This window comes from Vibrio sp. 1557 (genome assembly GCF_033340175.1).
Taxonomy (GTDB): Bacteria; Pseudomonadota; Gammaproteobacteria; order Enterobacterales; family Vibrionaceae; genus Vibrio; species Vibrio alginolyticus.
The window spans coordinates 1-19,654 of the sequence record NZ_JAWOVZ010000024.1; the positions used below are offsets into that span (position 1 = coordinate 1).

25 protein-coding genes are annotated in these 19,654 nt (G+C 44.7%); 8 read left to right on the forward strand and 17 right to left on the reverse strand.

Annotated elements, in window-relative coordinates; genetic code table 11:
• Positions 1-128: 128 nt before the first annotated feature.
• The 11 genes from mgtE to R7070_RS20400 form a co-directional block, all read right to left on the reverse strand.
• The gene (mgtE, locus tag R7070_RS20350) at positions 129-1,487 is read right to left on the reverse strand and encodes a magnesium transporter (protein WP_005381121.1); all 1,359 of its coding nucleotides are present in this window, start codon (positions 1,485-1,487) and stop codon (positions 129-131) included.
• Positions 1,488-1,635: 148 nt separating this feature from the next.
• On the reverse strand, positions 1,636-1,911 hold the full coding sequence (locus tag R7070_RS20355) for an HPr family phosphocarrier protein (protein ID WP_005381120.1): 276 nt from the start codon (positions 1,909-1,911) through the stop codon (positions 1,636-1,638).
• A 2-nt stretch (positions 1,912-1,913) separates the two neighbouring features.
• The gene (rapZ, locus tag R7070_RS20360; RefSeq protein ID WP_054577138.1) at positions 1,914-2,777 is read right to left on the reverse strand and encodes an RNase adapter RapZ; all 864 of its coding nucleotides are present in this window, start codon (positions 2,775-2,777) and stop codon (positions 1,914-1,916) included.
• 14 nt (positions 2,778-2,791) lie between these two features.
• Positions 2,792-3,238, reverse strand: a complete 447-nt coding sequence (ptsN, locus tag R7070_RS20365) for a PTS IIA-like nitrogen regulatory protein PtsN (RefSeq protein WP_005381116.1) — start codon at positions 3,236-3,238, stop codon at positions 2,792-2,794.
• Positions 3,239-3,240: 2 nt separating this feature from the next.
• Complete coding sequence (gene hpf, locus R7070_RS20370) at positions 3,241-3,528, reverse strand: ribosome hibernation promoting factor (protein ID WP_005381114.1); 288 nt, start codon at positions 3,526-3,528, stop codon at positions 3,241-3,243.
• Between the two features lie 24 nt (positions 3,529-3,552).
• The gene (locus tag R7070_RS20375; protein ID WP_005381112.1) at positions 3,553-5,022 is read right to left on the reverse strand and encodes an RNA polymerase factor sigma-54; all 1,470 of its coding nucleotides are present in this window, start codon (positions 5,020-5,022) and stop codon (positions 3,553-3,555) included.
• Between the two features lie 50 nt (positions 5,023-5,072).
• Positions 5,073-5,798 carry an LPS export ABC transporter ATP-binding protein gene (gene lptB, locus R7070_RS20380; RefSeq protein WP_005381111.1) on the reverse strand — a complete coding sequence of 242 codons (726 nt, stop codon included), beginning with the start codon at positions 5,796-5,798 and terminating at the stop codon, positions 5,073-5,075.
• 1 nt (position 5,799) lies between these two features.
• Complete coding sequence (gene lptA, locus R7070_RS20385; RefSeq protein WP_005381109.1) at positions 5,800-6,294, reverse strand: lipopolysaccharide transport periplasmic protein LptA; 495 nt, start codon at positions 6,292-6,294, stop codon at positions 5,800-5,802.
• On the reverse strand, positions 6,275-6,838 hold the full coding sequence (lptC, locus tag R7070_RS20390) for an LPS export ABC transporter periplasmic protein LptC (RefSeq protein ID WP_005381106.1): 564 nt from the start codon (positions 6,836-6,838) through the stop codon (positions 6,275-6,277). Before lptC ends, lptA begins: the two co-directional genes overlap by 20 nt.
• A gap of 86 nt (positions 6,839-6,924) precedes the next feature.
• Positions 6,925-7,896, reverse strand: coding sequence for an arabinose-5-phosphate isomerase KdsD (gene kdsD / locus R7070_RS20395; RefSeq protein WP_005381104.1), 972 nt, complete (start codon positions 7,894-7,896; stop codon positions 6,925-6,927).
• Positions 7,897-7,925: 29 nt separating this feature from the next.
• The gene (locus R7070_RS20400) at positions 7,926-8,891 is read right to left on the reverse strand and encodes a calcium/sodium antiporter (RefSeq protein ID WP_005381102.1); all 966 of its coding nucleotides are present in this window, start codon (positions 8,889-8,891) and stop codon (positions 7,926-7,928) included.
• Positions 8,892-9,265: 374 nt separating this feature from the next.
• Between R7070_RS20400 and mlaF the strand changes: the two genes are divergently transcribed.
• From mlaF to R7070_RS20440, 8 genes are all read left to right on the forward strand, one after another.
• Positions 9,266-10,069: a phospholipid ABC transporter ATP-binding protein MlaF gene (mlaF, locus tag R7070_RS20405; RefSeq protein ID WP_256900687.1), complete on the forward strand. Its 804-nt coding sequence runs from the start codon at positions 9,266-9,268 to the stop codon at positions 10,067-10,069.
• Complete coding sequence (mlaE, locus tag R7070_RS20410) at positions 10,059-10,850, forward strand: lipid asymmetry maintenance ABC transporter permease subunit MlaE (protein WP_005381100.1); 792 nt, start codon at positions 10,059-10,061, stop codon at positions 10,848-10,850. The genes mlaF and mlaE overlap by 11 nt, the downstream gene beginning before the upstream one ends.
• A 2-nt stretch (positions 10,851-10,852) precedes the next feature.
• Positions 10,853-11,341, forward strand: coding sequence for an outer membrane lipid asymmetry maintenance protein MlaD (gene mlaD / locus R7070_RS20415; RefSeq protein WP_005381099.1), 489 nt, complete (start codon positions 10,853-10,855; stop codon positions 11,339-11,341).
• Positions 11,342-11,343: 2 nt separating this feature from the next.
• The gene (mlaC, locus tag R7070_RS20420) at positions 11,344-11,982 is read left to right on the forward strand and encodes a phospholipid-binding protein MlaC (RefSeq protein WP_017821301.1); all 639 of its coding nucleotides are present in this window, start codon (positions 11,344-11,346) and stop codon (positions 11,980-11,982) included.
• The gene (locus R7070_RS20425) at positions 11,982-12,302 is read left to right on the forward strand and encodes a lipid asymmetry maintenance protein MlaB (protein WP_005381093.1); all 321 of its coding nucleotides are present in this window, start codon (positions 11,982-11,984) and stop codon (positions 12,300-12,302) included. Before mlaC ends, R7070_RS20425 begins: the two co-directional genes overlap by 1 nt.
• 3 nt (positions 12,303-12,305) lie before the next feature.
• Positions 12,306-12,560 carry a BolA family iron metabolism protein IbaG gene (ibaG, locus tag R7070_RS20430; protein ID WP_005381092.1) on the forward strand — a complete coding sequence of 85 codons (255 nt, stop codon included), beginning with the start codon at positions 12,306-12,308 and terminating at the stop codon, positions 12,558-12,560.
• 9 nt (positions 12,561-12,569) lie between these two features.
• Positions 12,570-13,826: a UDP-N-acetylglucosamine 1-carboxyvinyltransferase gene (gene murA, locus R7070_RS20435; RefSeq protein ID WP_005388419.1), complete on the forward strand. Its 1,257-nt coding sequence runs from the start codon at positions 12,570-12,572 to the stop codon at positions 13,824-13,826.
• A gap of 155 nt (positions 13,827-13,981) precedes the next feature.
• Positions 13,982-14,707 carry a 1-acylglycerol-3-phosphate O-acyltransferase gene (locus R7070_RS20440; RefSeq protein WP_005381088.1) on the forward strand — a complete coding sequence of 242 codons (726 nt, stop codon included), beginning with the start codon at positions 13,982-13,984 and terminating at the stop codon, positions 14,705-14,707.
• Positions 14,708-14,792: 85 nt separating this feature from the next.
• On the opposite strand, the gene R7070_RS20445 is transcribed toward R7070_RS20440, so the two are convergent.
• From R7070_RS20445 to arcA, 6 genes are all read right to left on the reverse strand, one after another.
• Positions 14,793-15,182: a RidA family protein gene (locus tag R7070_RS20445; protein WP_005381087.1), complete on the reverse strand. Its 390-nt coding sequence runs from the start codon at positions 15,180-15,182 to the stop codon at positions 14,793-14,795.
• 130 nt (positions 15,183-15,312) lie between these two features.
• On the reverse strand, positions 15,313-15,774 hold the full coding sequence (gene pyrI / locus R7070_RS20450; RefSeq protein ID WP_005381086.1) for an aspartate carbamoyltransferase regulatory subunit: 462 nt from the start codon (positions 15,772-15,774) through the stop codon (positions 15,313-15,315).
• Positions 15,775-15,789: 15 nt separating this feature from the next.
• A complete protein-coding gene (pyrB, locus tag R7070_RS20455; protein WP_149191745.1) occupies positions 15,790-16,719 on the reverse strand; it encodes an aspartate carbamoyltransferase in 930 nt (309 codons plus the stop codon).
• 86 nt (positions 16,720-16,805) lie between these two features.
• Positions 16,806-16,901: a hypothetical protein gene (locus R7070_RS20460; RefSeq protein ID WP_005381084.1), complete on the reverse strand. Its 96-nt coding sequence runs from the start codon at positions 16,899-16,901 to the stop codon at positions 16,806-16,808.
• Between the two features lie 99 nt (positions 16,902-17,000).
• Complete coding sequence (locus tag R7070_RS20465) at positions 17,001-18,005, reverse strand: ornithine carbamoyltransferase (protein ID WP_053303448.1); 1,005 nt, start codon at positions 18,003-18,005, stop codon at positions 17,001-17,003.
• A 156-nt stretch (positions 18,006-18,161) separates the two neighbouring features.
• Positions 18,162-19,382, reverse strand: a complete 1,221-nt coding sequence (arcA, locus tag R7070_RS20470) for an arginine deiminase (protein WP_005381082.1) — start codon at positions 19,380-19,382, stop codon at positions 18,162-18,164.
• Between the last annotated feature and the right edge of the window lie 272 nt (positions 19,383-19,654).

Consider the following 19,654-nt stretch of genomic DNA (forward strand, 5'->3'; position numbering starts at 1 on the left):
GTTCTTTTAGTTGTTGATTTCATAACACTCTCCAATTTTTTGGGGGGGAAAGTGTCAACCTTATTTAGGACGGCACATTCAGAATCAAAAAAGCCTGATGTGTTCATCAGGCTTTTTCGTTTTTTCTGTTAGGTAATCAGTATTGTGGCAAGCCCTAAGAAGACAGATAAACCAATCACATCCGTCACCGTTGTTAATGCCATACCACCAGCTAAAGCAGGATCGATGTTCATTTTTTTCAATAGGATTGGAATCGTTACTCCTGCAATACCTGCGACCAATAAGTTGGTCAGCATGGCGGCGGAAATGATTCCTCCGAGCATCCAGTTACCTTTCCAAGCAACAACAATACCACCAATAATCAGCGCCCACATGATACCGTTGAGTAAGCCGATCGAGGCTTCTTTCATTAACAGTTCGCGTTTGTTTGAGTCACCGATATGACCAAGAGCAAGACCACGAATCACTAGTGCGACGGTTTGGTTACCAGCGACACCACCCATGGACGGAACAATCGTCATCAATACCGCAATGGCGGCCATTTGGTCTAATGTGGCCTCAAACATGTTAGAAACGGAAGCAGCAGCAAGGGCGGCTAATACGTTAGCGCCAAGCCAGATACTGCGTTTGCGAGCTGATTTTACAACAGGCGCGAAAGTATCTTCGTCATCGTCCATACCCGCCATACTCATCATCGAGTGTTCCGCGTCTTCACGAATAACGTCAACCACGTCATCGATGGTGATACGACCGACCAAATGCAAGTTTTCATCAACAACAGGTGCAGATACCCAATTACGGCGTTCGAACAGACTCGCAACATCTGAGTCGCTAGTATCGACGGTGATGGCCTCGTCCGCGTCTTCCATTACATCAATGATTTTTACGTCTGGCTGAGTGGTAATAAGCGTCGTGATCGGCAGTTCACCGATGAGCTTACTCTCTTCATCGATCACATACAGGGCATCCGTAGCTTCTGGAAGCTCGCCTTTCATACGTAGATAACGCAAAACTACGTCCACATCGACGTCACCACGAATTGTGATGACGTCGGTGTTCATCAGTCCACCCGCAGTGTCTTCTGGGTAGGATAGGGCGGTTTCGACCCGTAGACGGTCAGAGGAGTCCATTTGCGACAGGACTTCGCGTGACAGGTTGTCAGGCAAGCTACGCAGTACGTAAGCCACGTCATCGGTATCCATGCCTTCTGTCGCTTCTGCAAGCGCTTCTGGTGCCATTTTGGATACGAGGCTGTCTTTGACGTCTTCGTTCAGCTCGTCAAGGATTTCACCATAATCTTCAGGGTCGGTGAGTTGCCAAAGAACTTCACGGCTCTTCCGTGGGGAGGCTTCTAAAAGGTGAGCGATATCCTCAGGTTCCATGTCCTGTAATTGACGACGAACATGGACGAAGCGACCATTTTCTAGCGCTTCTGTGACTTCTTGGAGGGCTTGGTGAGCTTGGTCGAATTCAATTTGCTCTGCCATTCATTCCTCCCAATTCCTGATATTTACAATGCGTTGAATAATAACTTAATTCTAGGCGCCTTTTAATAACAACTTATGATACTAAGCAAATTTATTTATTAGGTCAGGGAAGAGAAAGATAATGGGAGGTAAGAAAAAAGCGAGTAAACTACTCGCCTTCATCAAATTTATCTTCGATCAAATGGCAAACGGCATCCAGTGCTTCTTCCGCTTGCCCACCCGTTGCGTGGATCGTGACGTATTGTCCTTGAGCGGACTCTAGCATTAACAGGCCCATTACGCTGTCTGCTGTGGCGGTTTTGTCTTCTTCATTGTCGATGGTGATGACCGCTTCAAAGCTCTGTGCCAGTTCGACCAGTTTGACTGCTGCACGAGCATGTAAGCCAAGGCGGTTTTGAATCAATACTTTACGACTTAACTCCACGGCTACTCCTTAGCGTTTTTCTCTAGTGAGGTATGGCGAATTTGTACTTGGTGTCCTTTGTTGGAGAAGTATTCACCGATTTGCTGAGTTAAGTACACCGAGCGGTGCTTACCACCAGTACAACCGATTGCAACGGTCAGGTAGCTGCGGTTGTTTTTCTCAAGCAGAGGTAACCAATTCTCTATAAAGCTTTCAATTTGATATTTCAAACTTAACACCGATTGGTGTTGCTCTAAAAATGCGGCGATAGGAGCATCCAGACCTGTAAGCGGGCGTAGTGCTGGTTCCCAATGTGGGTTAGGTAAGAAGCGAACGTCAAATACGTAATCGGCATCGGAAGGCAGGCCGTATTTAAAACCAAAAGACTCAAATACCATAACGAGCCCTTTGCGATCTCTGCCTTCAACGCGCATACGCACGGTTTCACTCAATTCATGCAAAGACTGCCCACTACTATTTAGGACCAGATCTGCATGCGCTTTGAGTGGCGTCAAAATTTGCTTCTCACGCTCGATGGCTTGATCGAGCGAGAGGGAGGTGCCACCTAAAGATAACGGGTGAATTCGGCGTGTTTCGCTGTAGCGTTTGAGTAGCGTTTCTTTATTAGCGTCCAAGAAAAGCACGGTCACATCAAGCTCAGTTTTTAACTGTTCTAGTGTACTCGTCAGTTCTTTTAGCTTTTTAGGAATATTACGAATATCAATGCTGACTGCAACATTCTGTTTGCTGTCAGCAACAGAATGAACAAATGCGTCCAGCAAGTTAACTGGCAGGTTATCAACACAGTAGTAACCTAAGTCTTCCAGTACACGAAGCGCAATACTTTTACCGGCACCTGAGTGCCCGCTAACAACGATTAGTCGCATGGAGTTAGTCCTGCTTATTGGTGAATCATGATGTCGTAAAGTTCTTCATCACTCTGAGCATTACGCAGTAGTTTCAATACTTGCTTATCGCTCAGACGTTCTGCCATAGAGGATAGAGTCTTGAGGTGCTCTTTGCACTGTTCTTCTGGTACAAGGAGCGCAAAAAGAAGATCGACAGGTCGATTGTCAATCGCATCAAATTCGATTGCTTCATCACATTGCAGTAAGACAGCAATGGCCTTGTCGCTTGATTGCATTCTCGCGTGAGGGATCGCAATACCGTTTCCGATACCGGTACTGCCCATTTTTTCTCTATTGAGCATGCATTCGAACAGCTCGGTAGAATCTTGGCCCGTTTGATCAGCCACGATACGGCTGATCATTTCAAGGGCGCGTTTTTTACTCGTGCAGTGGACCGCACTTTTGGTGCAGTCCAATGACAGTATTTCGCTCAGTTGCATGATTAATGACTGTTTAGTTTTTCTTTGTGCTTATTAAGTTGGCGAACCAATTTATCTACCAGCGAATCGATCGCGGCATACATATTTTCGTCATCGGCTGATGCGTGGATTTCGCCTTGATTTATGTGAAGCGTAGCTTCCGCGATTTGAGTAATTTTTTCAACTTTTAGTACAACATGCACTTGATTGATATGGTCGAAGAACCTTTCGAGCTTCTGAAACTTAGAATTTACATAGTCTTGCATTGAATCGGTAAGATCAACGTGATGGCCTTGAATATTGATTTGCATAGACTTTCCTTTTCAGTTAGTGCCTTATAATAGGCGTTTACGCTGACTTGAAGGGGCAATTCCCAAGGATTCGCGATATTTGGCTATCGTACGTCTTGCGACCTGAATCCCTTGGTCAGCCAGAAGAGCAGCAATCTTGCTATCACTCAGTGGTTTGGCAGTATTCTCTGCTGCGACCAGTTTTTTAATGAGTGCACGAATTGCTGTTGACGAACATTCTCCGCCGTTGTCAGTACTAACATGGCTAGAGAAGAAGTACTTCAATTCAAAAATACCACGTGGTGTATGCATAAACTTTTGCGTTGTTACACGAGAAATCGTGGATTCATGCATGTCCACAGCCAAAGCGACATCATTGAGTACCATTGGCTTCATGGCTTCCTCACCATACTCGAAGAAATCTTGTTGATGTTCAACAATACATCTTGCAACTTTGAGTAGCGTCTCGTTTCTACTCTCTAAGCTCTTAATTAACCATTTTGCCTCTTGCAAATTGCTGCGGATGTACTGGCTATCCGCGCTATTACCTTTGCCTAATTGAGCATATTGTTGATTTACTTTTAATTTTGGCACGCTATCCGGGTTTATAGAAACGGTCCATTTGCCATTGTCTTTAAAAACGGATACGTCTGGAATTACGTACTCGGTATCATCAGGAGTGATGCGACTACCTGGACGAGGATCTAACTGTTGGATAAGCTTTAAGACTTCACGAAGATCGGCTTCTTTCAGCTTAGTCTCTTTGATGACGAGCTTGTAGTCTCGGTTGCCTAGGTGATCAATATGATCCGCAAGTATCATTTTGGCTTCAGCAAGCCACGGCGTGTCTTCTGGGAAGGTCGTCAGTTGCAGTAACAAACATTCTTGTAAGTTACGCGATGCAACGCCAAGAGGATCGAATTGTTGAATGCGTTTACGAACAGCTTCTACTTCGTCTAACTCTATCTCTTCATTATCGAAGCTCTCATGAATCTCTTCAGGCGACAAAGTTAAATAGCCGTAGTCGTCAACAGCGTCAATAATCGCTAATGCAATCGTGCGGTCGGTTTCACTGAATGGTGTTAGGTCAAGCTGCCACATGAGGTAATCATGTAATGATTCAGTGGTTTCGCCCTGGTAGACGGGCATATCATCATCAAGAGCTAAGCCAGTGCTACCAGTATTCGCGCTGTAGACGTCATCCCAAGTCGTGTCGATTTCAAGTTCAGAGCTAATTTCTGATTTCTCTATCACATCGGAGCTATCTGGAACGTCAATTTCTGTTGGTTCGCTAGCACTGTTGCTATCAGCAGCCTCGACCGCTGACTTATCTTCACCGTTTGCTAGAGGCTCGTCTTGGCCTTCTTCAACTTCCAATAATGGGTTTGAGTCCAACGCTTCTTGGATTTCTTGTTGAAGATCGAGTGTCGACAATTGCAATAAGCGAATCGCTTGCTGCAACTGTGGCGTCATGGCTAACTGCTGACCTAGCTTGAGTTGTAATGAAGGTTTCATTCAGTGTTACTTACCTTGTAATGCTCAGAATCTTACCGTTCCTAATATAATCATAGACGGAATTGTTCGCCGAGATAAACTTGTTTCACCTGTTCATTATTGAGAACTTCTGCCGGAGTTCCCGATGCAATTAGGTGCCCTTGGCTCACGATATAGGCTTTTTCACATACGTCCAGTGTTTCACGTACATTATGGTCAGTGATTAACACTCCGAGACCACGATCGCGCAGATGCTCAATGATTTTCTTGATGTCATTAACCGAAATTGGGTCAACACCAGCGAAAGGTTCATCCAATAAAATGAACTGAGGGTTAGCCGCTAAAGCTCGAGCGATTTCCACCCTGCGTCGTTCACCCCCTGATAGTGCCATACCAGCACTGGTTCTGATGTGCTGGATGTGGAATTCTTCCAACAAATCTTCCAGTTTATCTTGGCGCTCTTCCCTCGTCATTTCTTGACGAGTTTCAAGTACGGCCATGATGTTATCTTCTACTGAAAGCTTACGGAAAATCGACGCTTCTTGCGGAAGATAGCCAATGCCAAGGCGTGAACGGCTATGCATCGGTAAAATACTGATGTCATTGTCGTCAATGGTAATGGTGCCCTCATCACGAGGTACTAAGCCGACAATCATGTAAAACGAGGTGGTTTTACCCGCACCGTTTGGACCGAGTAGCCCAACAATCTGACCAGATTCAACTTCTAAGCTAACATCAGTGACGACTTTGCGTTTTTTGTAGCTTTTCGCCAAGTTTTTCGCACTCAGTACTGCCATATTAGTTCTCTATCTGATTGGGTTGCAAAATGGTCGTAACGCGCTCTTCCTTAGAGCTATCTGCGACTAGCTTTTGTTTACCAATTTGGTAACGAATCGAAGAACCTTTGATGGTGTTGTTGTCTTGTGCCAGCTGCGCTTGACCTTTCATGGTCAGTTCGTCTGTAGAAATACGGTAATCCAACTCCGTAGCTTGACCACTAAGTGTTTTACCATCGTCCATCAGCTGAGAAAACTTCGCAGGTTTACCAAATGCTTGAATCTGTTTAATTGCTTCGGTTTTAGGATCGCGAGTTACCACGATTCTATCAGCATCGATATTGATGCTCCCTTGCTTAAGAGATACATCGCCTTCAAAAACAACCTGGTTACTCTTCATATCAACCTGTTGGGTGTCAGAGTTTATGTAAACCGGCTGTTGAGTATCCGACTTGAGTGCCAGCGCTTGAGGCGCCGCCAATACCAGTGCCAGTAGGCTAAGGTGTAACGGTTTCATATCGACCTTGAACTTCATCTGTCAGAGTCGCAGTATGCTGTTTTAGGTTACCTTGCATTGCGCCTCCAGTAGTTTCAAATTGTGGTCCAACCAACATTACTTGTTGGTCAGCTTTAAAATCACGATTGGTTAGATTAATGACCAATTTGTCTGTTGCCATGGTATCAAAACTCGCACCAGGCAGAAGATTTTGCATTAAGACTTTGTCATATAAAGTCAAAACTTGGTCTTCATCTAACACTGCTCTTGTGGCAGTCACCTTCCATTCAATGACGCTTCCTTCACGGTAAACCATCAAAGTCGGGTTATTAAAAATAGTATCTCCACTCTTAGCATAATGGTCTAAGTTAGTGGAGCGAATGATGTAACTGCGGACACCATCTTCACCGTAGGTGATGTTTTCTAATCCAGAACCACTGAACATGGGCAGTTCAGAATCTGGTGCTACTTGAATTGCATCGTTGCCTTTAGGGGTTAGTAGGTAATAACCGCACCACGCTACAACGAAGATCAAGAGCAAATAAATAAGGCGAGTAAAACTCATATAATGAAGGCCTATCGTTTAGCTCAGTACTTCCCTGACCATTGCCTTTATTCGTCTAATAAATGATTTAAATGTTTGTGCTGATATTACATCACGCCAGCTTTTAGTAAATCGTGCATGTTCAGTGCACCCACAATTTTTTCGTCTTTACATAAAATCAGAGCATTAATGTTTTTATTCTGCATCAAGTTCAAACCTTCAACCGCCAGCATATCAGGGTGTGCTGTGGTTGGGTTTGTCGTCATGACCTCGCCAATTGCCGTCGTATGAATATCGATACGCTTGTCTAAGGTACGACGTAAATCACCATCGGTGAATATACCAAGCATAGCATCGTGCTCATCGACGATGGCTGTCATGCCTAACCCCTTTTCTGAAATTTCAAGCAGGGCATCGCGAATTAATGCGTCAGGAGAAACTTTAGGTAACGCTTCTCCAAAGTGCATAATATCAGACAACTTAAGTAGCAGTTTTCTCCCCAGTGCACCACCTGGGTGAGATAGGGCAAAATCTTCGGCAGAAAAACCACGAGCTTGAAGCAGAGCTACGGCTAATGCATCTCCCATCACTAATGTGGCAGTCGTACTGCTAGTTGGCGCCAGGCCTAACGGACAAGCTTCTTGAGGTACCGTAATTTGCAGGTGTAAGTCAGACAGCTTGGCCATATTTGATTCTGGCTTACCTGTCATGCTGATGATCTTAATATTCAGGCGCTTTAATACTGGAAATAGAGACAGAATTTCGTTTGATTCACCAGAGTTAGAAATTGCCAGCACAATGTCACCAGGGCTAATCATACCCAAGTCACCATGTGCGGCTTCGCCTGGATGAACGAAAAACGCCGAAGTCCCAGTGCTTGCCAGAGTGGCGGCAATCTTGTTACCAATATGGCCTGACTTGCCAATACCCATAACGACAACTTTGCCGTTGTTGGAAAGGATAAGTTCACACGCTTTTTCAAATTGATCATCAAAGTAGGTATCTAGCTCTTGCAGAGCAGCAACTTCGATATCAAGAACTTGTTTAGCAGCAGCGCGAAAATCAAATTGATTGGACATATCAGATCTCTACTTATTGATCGTGGTAATTAAGCGGTCATGTTTGCGAATAAGTACACTTGGTAACCTAAGAAGCACACAAACAAGATGGCACCTTCAATACGGTTAATACTGCGTGATTTACCCAAACACATCGCGACAAGTAACAATGAAACGCCTAACATGACCCAGAAGTCACGTCCCATCGCGTACTCACTGAGCACCGATGGATTAATGATGCCAGGAATCCCCATTACCGCCAGAATGTTAAACACATTCGAACCGATAATGTTACCGACAGCCATGTCGTCTTCACCCTTTAAAACTCCCGCAAGTGATGCGGCCAGTTCAGGCAGGCTAGTGCCAATGGCGATAATAGTTAGACCGATAACAAGGTCGCTCATACCAAAGTGTTTAGCAATAATTACCGCGTTATCAACCAGCATGCTGGCTGCCAAAGGAAGCAGTATCAAGCCAATAACCACCCACATGATTGCTTTAGGGTTACTGACGCCTTCAGGGATCTCTGACTCTTGGTCATCAAGAAAAACATCACCTGATTTTTGCTCTTTGCGGCTGATTTGCAACATAGCAAATAAAAATGCCCCAAAGAGTACAAACAATAAGACACCCTCATAAAAACCGAGATGGCTATTCCAAAGCAGAATACCAGCGAGTACGGTTACGGCTATCATGAGTGGAAGCTCTCGGCGGATGACGGCGGAGCTAATCGACAAAGGCTTGATCAGCGCTGTAATACCTAGGATTAACGCAATGTTCGCTATGTTTGAGCCTAATACGTTACCCACCGCTGTATCTGTTTTACCATCCCAAGCAGCGGTTGCAGATACCATCATCTCAGGGGCAGATGAGCCCATCGCAAGGATTGTCATGCCGATGACAAGCGGGGAAATACCGACGTTGCGGGCTATCGCTGCAGAGCCAAAAACAAGTTTATCTGCACTCCAAACAAGCAAAACAAGACCGACTATAAGCAACGCAACGGCTTCGAGCATGAGAATTCCTAAGTATTAAATAAGTAAAATGAATAACCGCTAATTTTGACCTTTTGCGGCCTAAAATGGAAGATAAACGAAGAATAAATTAAAGGTTAGTAACGAAAATGTATGTAAATCTCACTCATTTAAATGAGCAATTCTGGTCTAGGATTTAAACACTTCGTGCTAATTAGGTCATAAACCATGAGAAATTGCAGGGATATAGTCGACTTTATTTAATTGAACAGTGCTTTAAATTCAACGCCAATGTGCTTATGATTGCAGCCTAATAAATGTACCGACGTTACTTTATTAAACGTAGAATTCAACTCCGATGAGTATCTGCTTGATGATTCCGTGAGTTGCAACGCTCCTACAGTAGAAGAGATGATATGTCGAACAACGATTTAGTCACCGTGAACAACCTCACTTTTTCACGGGGAGAACGCATGATCTTTGATGATATTGATCTGCATGTTCCTGAGGGCAAAGTGACGGCCATTATGGGACCATCGGGAATTGGTAAAACAACACTGCTGCGTTTGATTGGTGGTCAGTTGTATCCCGAGCAAGGAGAGATCTGGTTTGATGGAGACAATATTCCCTCTCTCTCGCGTAAAAAACTCTACCATGCTCGAAAGAAAATGAGCATGTTGTTCCAGTCAGGGGCTTTATTCACTGATTTGAATGTTTTTGATAATGTCGCCTTTCCATTGAGAGAGCATACCGATTTATCGGAAGATTTGATTCGCACCATGGTGTTACTCAAGCTCGAAGCTGTCGGTCTACGCGGCGCGGCGCAATTAATGCCGAGTGAGCTTTCAGGTGGTATGGCAAGACGCGCTGCTTTGGCTCGTGCAATCGCACTTGACCCTGACCTGATCATGTACGATGAGCCGTTTGTGGGGCAAGACCCAATCACTATGGGCGTTTTGGTTGAGCTAATTAGCAATCTAAACCAAGCGTTAGGTTTGACCTCTATTGTGGTTTCTCACGACGTACCTGAAGTCATGAGTATTGCTGACTGGGTATACCTGATGGCCGATGGAAAAATCATCGCCTATGGTACGCCAGAAGAGCTGACTCAAAACTCTGATCCTCGTGTCCAGCAGTTCTTACAAGGTGATGCCGACGGTCCTGTACCGTTTCGTTTCCTTTCTCAAAGTATCGAAAAGGACTTATTTGATGGTCGATAACTTCATTCACTTTGTCGCCTCGCTGGGTCGACGCACGCTTTCTATTTGCGGAGCATTTGGTCGTGCGACTTTCATGTTGATTGGGGCGCTATTTTCTAAGCCACAACCGATCAGAAGCTTTCCTCTGCTTGTTAAGCAACTTTATTCTGTTGGTGTTCAGTCGCTGGCGATCATCGTCGTATCTGGTCTGTTCATTGGAATGGTTTTGAGTCTACAAGGCTATGTTGTGTTGGTGGATTACGGCGCAGAAGGCAGTTTGGGGCAAATGGTAGCGCTTTCGTTACTCCGTGAATTAGGACCCGTTGTTACTGCACTTTTGTTTGCTGGTCGTGCCGGTTCTGCGTTAACCGCAGAGATAGGTCTAATGAAAGCAACGGAACAACTGTCTAGCCTTGAAATGATGGCGGTAGACCCATTGAAACGAGTGATTGCACCACGGTTTTGGGCTGGGGTTATCTCAATGCCTTTACTGGCTATGATTTTCATGGCTGTGGGAATTTGGGGCGCTCAGCTTGTTGGTGTTGACTGGAAAGGCGTTGATCACGGCAGTTTTTGGTCAGCGATGCAGTCCTCTGTTGAGCTAGGGCAAGACATTGGTAACAGTATGATCAAATGTTTTGCGTTTGCAATTACGGTTACTTGGGTCGCTCTATTTAACGGTTATGATGCTATTCCAACATCGGAAGGGATCAGCCGAGCAACTACGCGCACTGTTGTGCATTCTTCTTTAGCAGTACTAGGATTAGACTTTGTACTGACCGCATTGATGTTTGGGAATTAATCATGCAACAAACACGTAAAACTGAATTATGGGTTGGCAGCTTTGTATTAGCGGGAATTTGCGCGATTCTTGTGATGATTTTTCAAGTTGCTGACGTAAAAAGCATTGGCTCTGGTGATACTTATACCCTCAAAGCCGAGTTCGATAATATTGGCAGTTTAAAAGTTCGTTCTCCCGTAAAAGTGGGGGGCGTTGTGATTGGTCGAGTAAGTAGTATTTCGCTTAACCCAGACAACTTATTGCCAGTTGTAACACTATCTATCAATAGCAAATACAATCAGTTCCCAGAAACGTCGAGCGTACAAATTTTGACATCTGGCCTGATTGGTGAGCAATACATTGGTTTAGTACCTGGCTTCGTTTTTGATGATGAAGTCATGCTAGTGGATGGTGATACCATCGAAGACACCAAATCGGCGCTTGTGCTTGAAGACTTAATTGGTCAAGTACTATACAGCGTAGGTGGTTCAGACGACTCAAGTAAGGAATAACTATGTTAGCGAGATTACTACTTTCAGTTTGTGCTGTGTTTAGCGTCTTTGGAGCAACAGCAGCAGAGGTGGATAAAACTGAACCTTATAAGATGATGAAGCAGGTAGCTGAAGTCACGTTCGAAAGATTGAAAGCCGAACAGCCGAAAATCAAACAAGATCCAAATTTACTTAAAGTGATCGTTGAAGAAGAGCTAATGCCTTACGTCAACTACCGCTATGCAGGGTTAAAACTTCTTGGTCCAAACTTAAAAGGTGCTAAGCGTGAAGATGTACTTGAGTTTATCGATGCATTTCGTGCGTACCTGATTGCGTCTTATGCACAAGTGTTGACGCAATACTCTGACCAAAAAATTGAGTTTGGTCCTGAGCCTAGCATTGATGACTCTAAGCGTATTACAAGCATTAAAGTTGATATCATCGATACTCCGCGTCCAAACATCAAACTTGAGTTTAAACTGCGTAAAGACAACCACTCTGGTGAGTGGGAAGCATTCGATATGATTGCAGAGGGCATTAGTTTGCTTTCTAGTAAACAATCCGAATGGAACAGTAAAATTCGTCAAGAAGGTATTCTATCTGTTGCTAAAGACCTAGAAAAATTGGCCGCAGAACCGATCCGCTTCGAGGCTAAGAAATAATGGCCCAGACTCCCGCTCAGTGGCAATTGGATCAAAACATTCTTAAGCTAACAGGGGCACTTGATAGAGATACAGTGCCTTCATTGTGGGCGTATGCACAGCAATGGCAACCTGCTCAATCGGAGCTGGAATGCTCGCTAAAAGAGATAGAGCGCGTCGACTCTGCAGGAATGGTGATGTTAATCCACTTATTAGAGCATGCAAAAAAGCAAAACTGTCATATAATGCTCAGTTTCGTGCCGGCGCAACTGCGCACTTTGTTTCAACTGAGCAATGTTGAATCTTTAGTGGCCAAACACATACAGAATTATCAGGGGTAAATTGTGGATAGCGCAAAAGTACAACAGTTATTAGAAGAAGCACTAAACCTTCAAGAAGTGCATGTGAAAGGTGAAGGTAGCCACTATGAAGTGGTTGCTGTTGATGCTTGTTTCGATGGAATGAGCCGCGTTAAGAAGCAGCAGCTAATTTATGCTCCTCTGATGGAATACATCCAGCGTAACGACATTCACGCATTATCAATCAAAGCGTTCACACCAGAAGAGTGGGCTCGTGATAAGAAATTGATGTCGCTTTAAGGTTTATTGATGGAAAAGTTTCGAGTTATTGGGTCAGATAAACCACTAGTTGGTGAAGTGACCATTTCAGGTGCAAAAAACGCAGCACTGCCGATTTTATTTGCGTCTATCTTGGCGGAAGAGCCAGTAGAAGTGGCAAACGTACCACACCTTCGTGATATCGATACAACCATGGAATTGCTTAAGCGTTTAGGCGCGAAAGTAAGCCGCAATGGCTCTGTTCATGTTGATCCAAGCAGTATTACAGAATACTGTGCGCCTTATGACTTGGTGAAAACCATGCGTGCTTCTATTTGGGCTTTGGGTCCTTTGGTGGCGCGCTTTGGTCAAGGTCAGGTTTCTTTACCAGGCGGTTGTGCTATTGGCGCTCGTCCTGTGGATCTACATATTTCTGGTTTAGAGCAGCTTGGCGCAACCATTACATTAGAAGATGGTTATGTGAAAGCAGAAGTGGATGGTCGTCTAAAAGGCGCGCACATCGTGATGGATAAAGTCAGCGTAGGCGCGACGATCACCATCATGTGTGCCGCAGCGCTGGCGGAAGGCACAACAACACTAGATAACGCTGCGCGTGAGCCTGAAATCGTCGATACCGCTGATTTCCTAAATAAGCTTGGCGCAAAAATCTCTGGCGCTGGCACAGATACCATTACGATTGAAGGTGTTGAGCGCCTAGGCGGTTGTAAACACAACGTGGTTGCTGACCGTATTGAGACGGGAACATTCCTTGTCGCAGCAGCAGTATCTGGCGGTAAAGTGGTATGTCGCAACACTAATGCTCATTTGCTTGAAGCGGTTCTCGCCAAGCTGGAAGAAGCTGGCGCGCTTGTCGAAACGGGTGAAGATTGGATCTCCGTTGATATGACCGACCGCGAGCTAAAAGCGGTAAGTGTACGTACTGCGCCACATCCTGGTTTTCCGACGGATATGCAAGCTCAATTTACGCTTCTGAATATGATGGCGAAAGGTGGCGGCGTGATCACAGAGACTATCTTTGAAAACCGCTTTATGCACGTACCAGAACTCATGCGTATGGGCGCTAAAGCTGAGATCGAAGGCAATACGGTTATCTGTGGTGATGTTGAGTCACTCAGCGGTGCGCAAGTGATGGCAACCGATCTACGAGCTTCGGCTAGTTTGGTTATTGCAGGTTGCATTGCTAAAGGCGAAACCGTCGTTGATCGTATTTACCATATCGACCGTGGTTACGACAAAATCGAAAATAAACTGGCTGCACTTGGCGCAAATATTGAGCGAGTGAGCTAGGCAAGTTAAACTGCACCGCAGGTAACTTGGATATCAAGAGAGCCGAAACCTGAGTTTCGGCTTTTTTATATCACTCTCATGACCATATTTTCCCTTTATGGAAAGAGAGATATTAATAGCTGTATCTGGCAAAAGCCGGTTCCTGGAGAACAAGAATGATTGCACTGTTACGTGTATTTGCTGTCGCTATCTTTGCGATTGTTATGTTTATTGGTGGTTGTGGTTACTGCCTATTAAGCCCTAGAAACCCTAAGCACGTTTTCACTTTTGGCCGTTTGTTTGCCAAGATGTCTCGTGTGTTTGGGATTAAGTTAGAGTTGCGTATCCCTGAAGATGCGTATTCACGCGGCCAACATGTTTACATTGCTAACCACCAGAACAACTGGGACATGTTTACTGTTTCTGCGGCTGTGACTCCGAAAGTTGTGACAGTAGGTAAAAAGAGCTTGGCTTGGATGCCACTGTTTGGTCAGCTTTACTGGCTTACGGGTAACATTCTGATTGACCGAGCGAATCGCTCTAAAGCAAAAGGTACTATCGATCAGGTCGTGAGCAGCATGAAAGAAAGTGATGTTTCGGTGTGGATGTTCCCAGAAGGCACGCGTTCTCGTGGGCGTGGTTTGCTGCCATTCAAAACAGGTGCTTTTCATGCGGCAATTGGTGCAGGTGTGCCAATCATTCCTATCGTATGTAGCTCGACGAATAAAATTAAGCTGAACCGTTGGAACAATGGTCATGTGATTGTTGAAATGCTACCTCCAATCAGCACTGAAGGCTATGGTAAAGAGGGCATTCGCGAGTTAGCGAATATCTGTCGTGAACAGATGAAAGAGAAGCTTGAATCGTTAGATGAAGAAGTCAAACAGCGCAACGCTGCTTAAGTTTTACTGCGATATCATCACGAGAAAACAATAAAAAACGGGTAGCCTGAGCTACCCGTTTTTTTATGTTTGTCAGCAAGTGCAATTATTTGCGAACAGCGATTGCTTCAATCTCGATGCCAACATCTTTTGGTAGGCGAGCCACTTCTACACAAGAGCGTGCAGGGTAGTTTGCTACGCCGTGCTCATCAAAGAACTTGCCGTAAACTTCGTTCACTGTGCCAAAGTCATTTAGGTCTTTAACAAAAACCGTTAGCTTTACAATATCAGATACTTTAAGACCTGAAGATTCAACTACAGCCTTTACGTTTTCTAGAGACTGACGAGCTTGTTCTGCGATATCAGCAGACACTTCACCTGTCGCTGGGTTTACTGGGATTTGGCCTGAAGTAAGAACCATGTTACCTAGATCTACGCCTTGAACGTAAGGACCGATTGCTGCTGGTGCAGACTCAGTGTGAAGTACTTTCGTCATTTGATTTTTTCCATCAGTTGTAGGGAATAAAGATTCTCAGTTTGCCTCTAAACCCTCGGTAGGTAAAGAGCAAAATACCCCGACATTGCAGGGTATTTTAAACGTATCAAAGCCTAGTCGTGCGGCGTGTTTATCGCTCGGTTACGATCTCGCGTGAGAACACTTTCTCGCAGTATTTACACTTTAGGCGGATTTCTTGTTTCTTCTCGAACACGCTAAAGCTGCTTTCTACTGGTTCATTATGAGAAATACAGTTTGAATTCGGGCATTCAAATACATCATTGATGCGCTCAGGAAGCTCTAACGCTAGCTTTTTCACCACTTCATAATTCTCGATTTGATTCACGGTCGCGTGAGGAGCATACAACGCTAGCTTGCTCGCTTGCTCTTCATTGATAAACACATTTTCGATTTTGAGTAGATCTTTATGACCGAGTGCTGATGATGGCAAGTTCAGTCCAATCGTTACGCGTTGTGATGAATTGTGCATATCGAACAGTCTTAATACTTTGATACCGATTTGCGCAGGGATGTGGTCGATGACCGTACCATTTTTGATTGCTTCTACCTGCAATTGAGTTTCTTTAGCCATGATTTTTCCCCTCGATTACAGTGTTTCGTTTAGAACAAGCGCCAGCAGTGCTTGGCGAGCATACACGCCATTTTGAGCTTGCTGGAAGAAGTAAGCATGAGGCGTTTTATCAACATCAGTTGTGATTTCATCCACACGTGGTAGTGGGTGCAGTACTTTCAAGTTCTCACGCGCGCCTTCTAGTAGTGCCGCCGTTAGGATGTAAGCCGACTTAATATGTGCGTATTCCGATTCGTCAAAGCGTTCTTTCTGTACGCGTGTCATGTACAGAATATCCAGTTCAGGAATCACACTTTCCATGTCTGTGTGTAGGCTATATTGAATGCCAGCTTCGTCTAGTTCTTCGCAGATGTAATCTGGCATTGCCAGCGCATCTGGTGCAACAAAGAAGAAGCGGATGTTGTTAAACTTTGCTAAGGCTTGAGTCAGTGAGTGCACTGTGCGGCCATATTTTAGGTCACCTACGAATGCGACGTTCAGGTTGTCTAGACGCCCTTGTGTTTCCGCGATGGTGTATAGGTCGAGTAGCGTTTGAGTTGGGTGTTGGTTTGCACCGTCGCCCGCGTTGATCACTGGCACGCCATTTGAAAATTCAGATGCCAAGCGAGCGGCGCCTTCTTGTGGATGACGCATCACAAAGGCATCGACGTAAGAAGAGATGACTTGTACTGAATCTGCGAGTGTTTCGCCTTTCTTCGCCAGAGAGGTATTACCATCATTATCAAAGCCAATCACGTCACCACCAATGCGCTGAATCGCTGTTTCAAACGATAAACGTGTACGTGTTGATGGTTCAAAGAAACAACTTGCAACGACTTTGTTTTTAATCAGTTCTGGTCGAGGTGCTTTTTTAAGGCTACCTGCTGTTTCTACGATAAGTTCCAGTTCTTCGCGTGAAAGCTCTGGAATAGAGATGATGTGCTTCTGGTAAAGCGAGCTCGCCATGATCTTCTTCCCTATAACATTGATGACTACATCCAAATAACCGAAAGGAATTTTGGACATAAAAAAACCTCCCCAATGGGGAGGTTTTAAAATTCAATAGAATTAACGAAAATAACACCACGTAAGCGTAGTCGCTTAGCGAGAGCAAATCGCGTTTTTACGTCAGCAATCAGCGTGGTCATTTCTTAATCCTCAGACAAATTGCCGAGCATTATACGCTTAACTTTCGTGAGCGCAAGCGATTACATCATGGTTTTTATCGGCTGTTTTTGCGCGCTGGTTTAGCTTCCTAGCGTCGCAACCATCACGGCTTTGATGGTATGCATACGGTTTTCAGCTTCGTCGAATACGATGGAGTATTCCGATTCAAATACCTCTTCTGTTACTTCAAGGCCTTTCATACCGTATTTTTCAGCGACTTCTTTGCCGACGGTGGTTTCATCATTGTGGAAAGCTGGAAGGCAGTGCATGAATTTCACATGTGGATTACCCGTTTGCTTAATCACGTCCATATTGATTTGATAAGGTGTCATTAACGCTACACGTTCATCCCATGCCTCGGCAGACTCACCCATAGACACCCAAACGTCGGTGTATAGGAAGTCACAACCTTTCACACCTTCCTCAACGCTTTCTGTTAACGTGATTTTTGCACCGGTTTGTTGCGCGATAGTTTGACAAGTTGCCACGAGATCTTCTTCAGGCCAGAACGCTTTTGGCGCGACAAGGCGAATATCCATGCCCATTTTCGCTGCGCCCACCATAAGTGAGTTACCCATGTTGTTGCGCGCATCACCTAGGTAAGCGAAGGTTACTTCATGTAGCTGTTTACCACGGCCGTGCTCTTGCATGGTCAGGAAGTCAGCAAGGATCTGGGTTGGGTGGAACTCATCCGTTAAACCATTCCACACTGGAACACCAGCATAAGTACCAAGCTCTTCAACAATGGATTGGCCAAAGCCTCGGTATTCAATCCCGTCATACATACGACCAAGGACGCGAGCGGTGTCTTTCATCGATTCCTTATGACCGATCTGCGAGCCAGAAGGGCCGATGTAAGAGACTTGAGCACCTTGGTCAAAGGCAGCGACTTCAAACGCACATCGGGTACGAGTCGAAGATTTCTCAAAGATTAGTGCGATGTTTTTACCTTGAAGTGTCTTCTGCTCTGTTCCTGCATATTTAGCTTTTTTCAGCTCTGCAGACAGTTCGAGCAAAAACTGGATTTCTTTGGTTGAGAAGTCCAATAGCTTCAAAAAGTTGCGGTTACGTAAATTGAAAGCCATAGCTCGTCCCTTAGTACATGTGATTAGATTAATAGAATTCATTAAAACATATAAATGCTTTTATTGTGAATAATTATTTTTAATTAAAGCTAAAAAAGGTTGATGTATTCACATCAACCTTAGTTTTGATTCACCTAATGTAAAGGGACGAGTAAGTTATATATCGTCTCGTTCTATTGGACAGCTCATACAGCGAGCGCCACCGCGACCACGACCAAGCTCGTTACCAGGTACTGTCAGTACTTTGATGCCAGCTTTATCGTATTTTTCGTTGGTGTATACGTTGCGTTCGTAACCAATTACTACGCCCGGTTTTACAGTTAGAACGTTATTGGCGTCATTCCATTGTTCGCGTTCCGCTTCATAGCTGTCGCCACCAGTGGTGATGATTTTCAGCTGATCTAAGCCAAGAGCGGACTCAATCGCGTGCAGATAGTTATGTGAGGCTTCAACATGCATTTCACCGTTGCCTTTTGGTGTTAAGCGCCATGTGTCGAGATCTTTGCGCATGATCTCAGGGTAGACAGAGAAAGTATCTACATCCATATGGGTCATCACGGTGTCTAAATGCATACATGAGCGGTGTTTAGGCAGATCAATTGCAATCACTTCGGTCGCTTGGCCTGCTTTAAATAGGCTTGCTGCAAGGTTCTCTACACCTTGTGCAGTCGTACGCTCAGACATACCGATAAGAACTGCACCTTTACCAATAACCAACACATCACCGCCTTCGACATTCGCATTATCATAATGCAGATCATCGTCACCGAAGTATTTGATAAAATCTTGGCCAGCAAAAATTGGGTGCCAACGATAAATCGCACGTAAGTGGTTTGTTTCACGTTGGCGTGCAGGCATCATCATCGGGTTAAGAGAAACGCCGCCATAAACCCAGCATGAGGTATCACGAGTAAAGAGGTGATTAGGCAGTGGCTCAATAACAAAGTCGAGAGGACGCTTCATTTTTGGCAGCATAGAAGATGAGGAGATCGGTAGCTCTGAGTAAGCTAAGCCACCTAAAAAGATGCAGGCAAGGTGTTCATCATCCATTTCTGAAAAGTATTGGCGTAGGTCTCGCGCAAAGGTTGGCCCGTAACGAAAGTCAGAAATCTGAGTGTTCAGCAGCCATTGTTTTGCTTCTGGAACAGCGAGGGTTTCGACCAGTAAATCGTGGAGGAGAAGCACTTCAACGTCTTGCTCGCGCAGCGTACGTGCGAATGCATCGTGCTCTTCACCTGCCGCTTCTACAGCAAGAACGTCATCAAATAGCAACTCATGACAGTTTGACGGAGTTAAGTGGGTTAGGGCGCGTTCAGGGCGATTTAATAGAACTCGTCGAAGTTGACCAACTTCTGATCCAACGTACAGCTTGCTCATTTTGTATCCTTACAAATTTTCCAGCCATTAGTTATGACAAGCTTCCTAGAAAGATGCAAGTTATCAAGCTTTGTTTATATTCTGGTGTTTCTGGTTTTGTGAGTTTTTTATTTTTATTTTGATTCTTATTAAATTTATTATTAGATATAAATGCTATTTTGCTAAAATTAGAGTGCGTGCGTTTTTATTCTAATTTTCCCGTTGAGAAAGAATACATGCACAGTGCATAAAACGTGCATTTTTATTCTAAATTATGCATTGTTAAAGTGAAT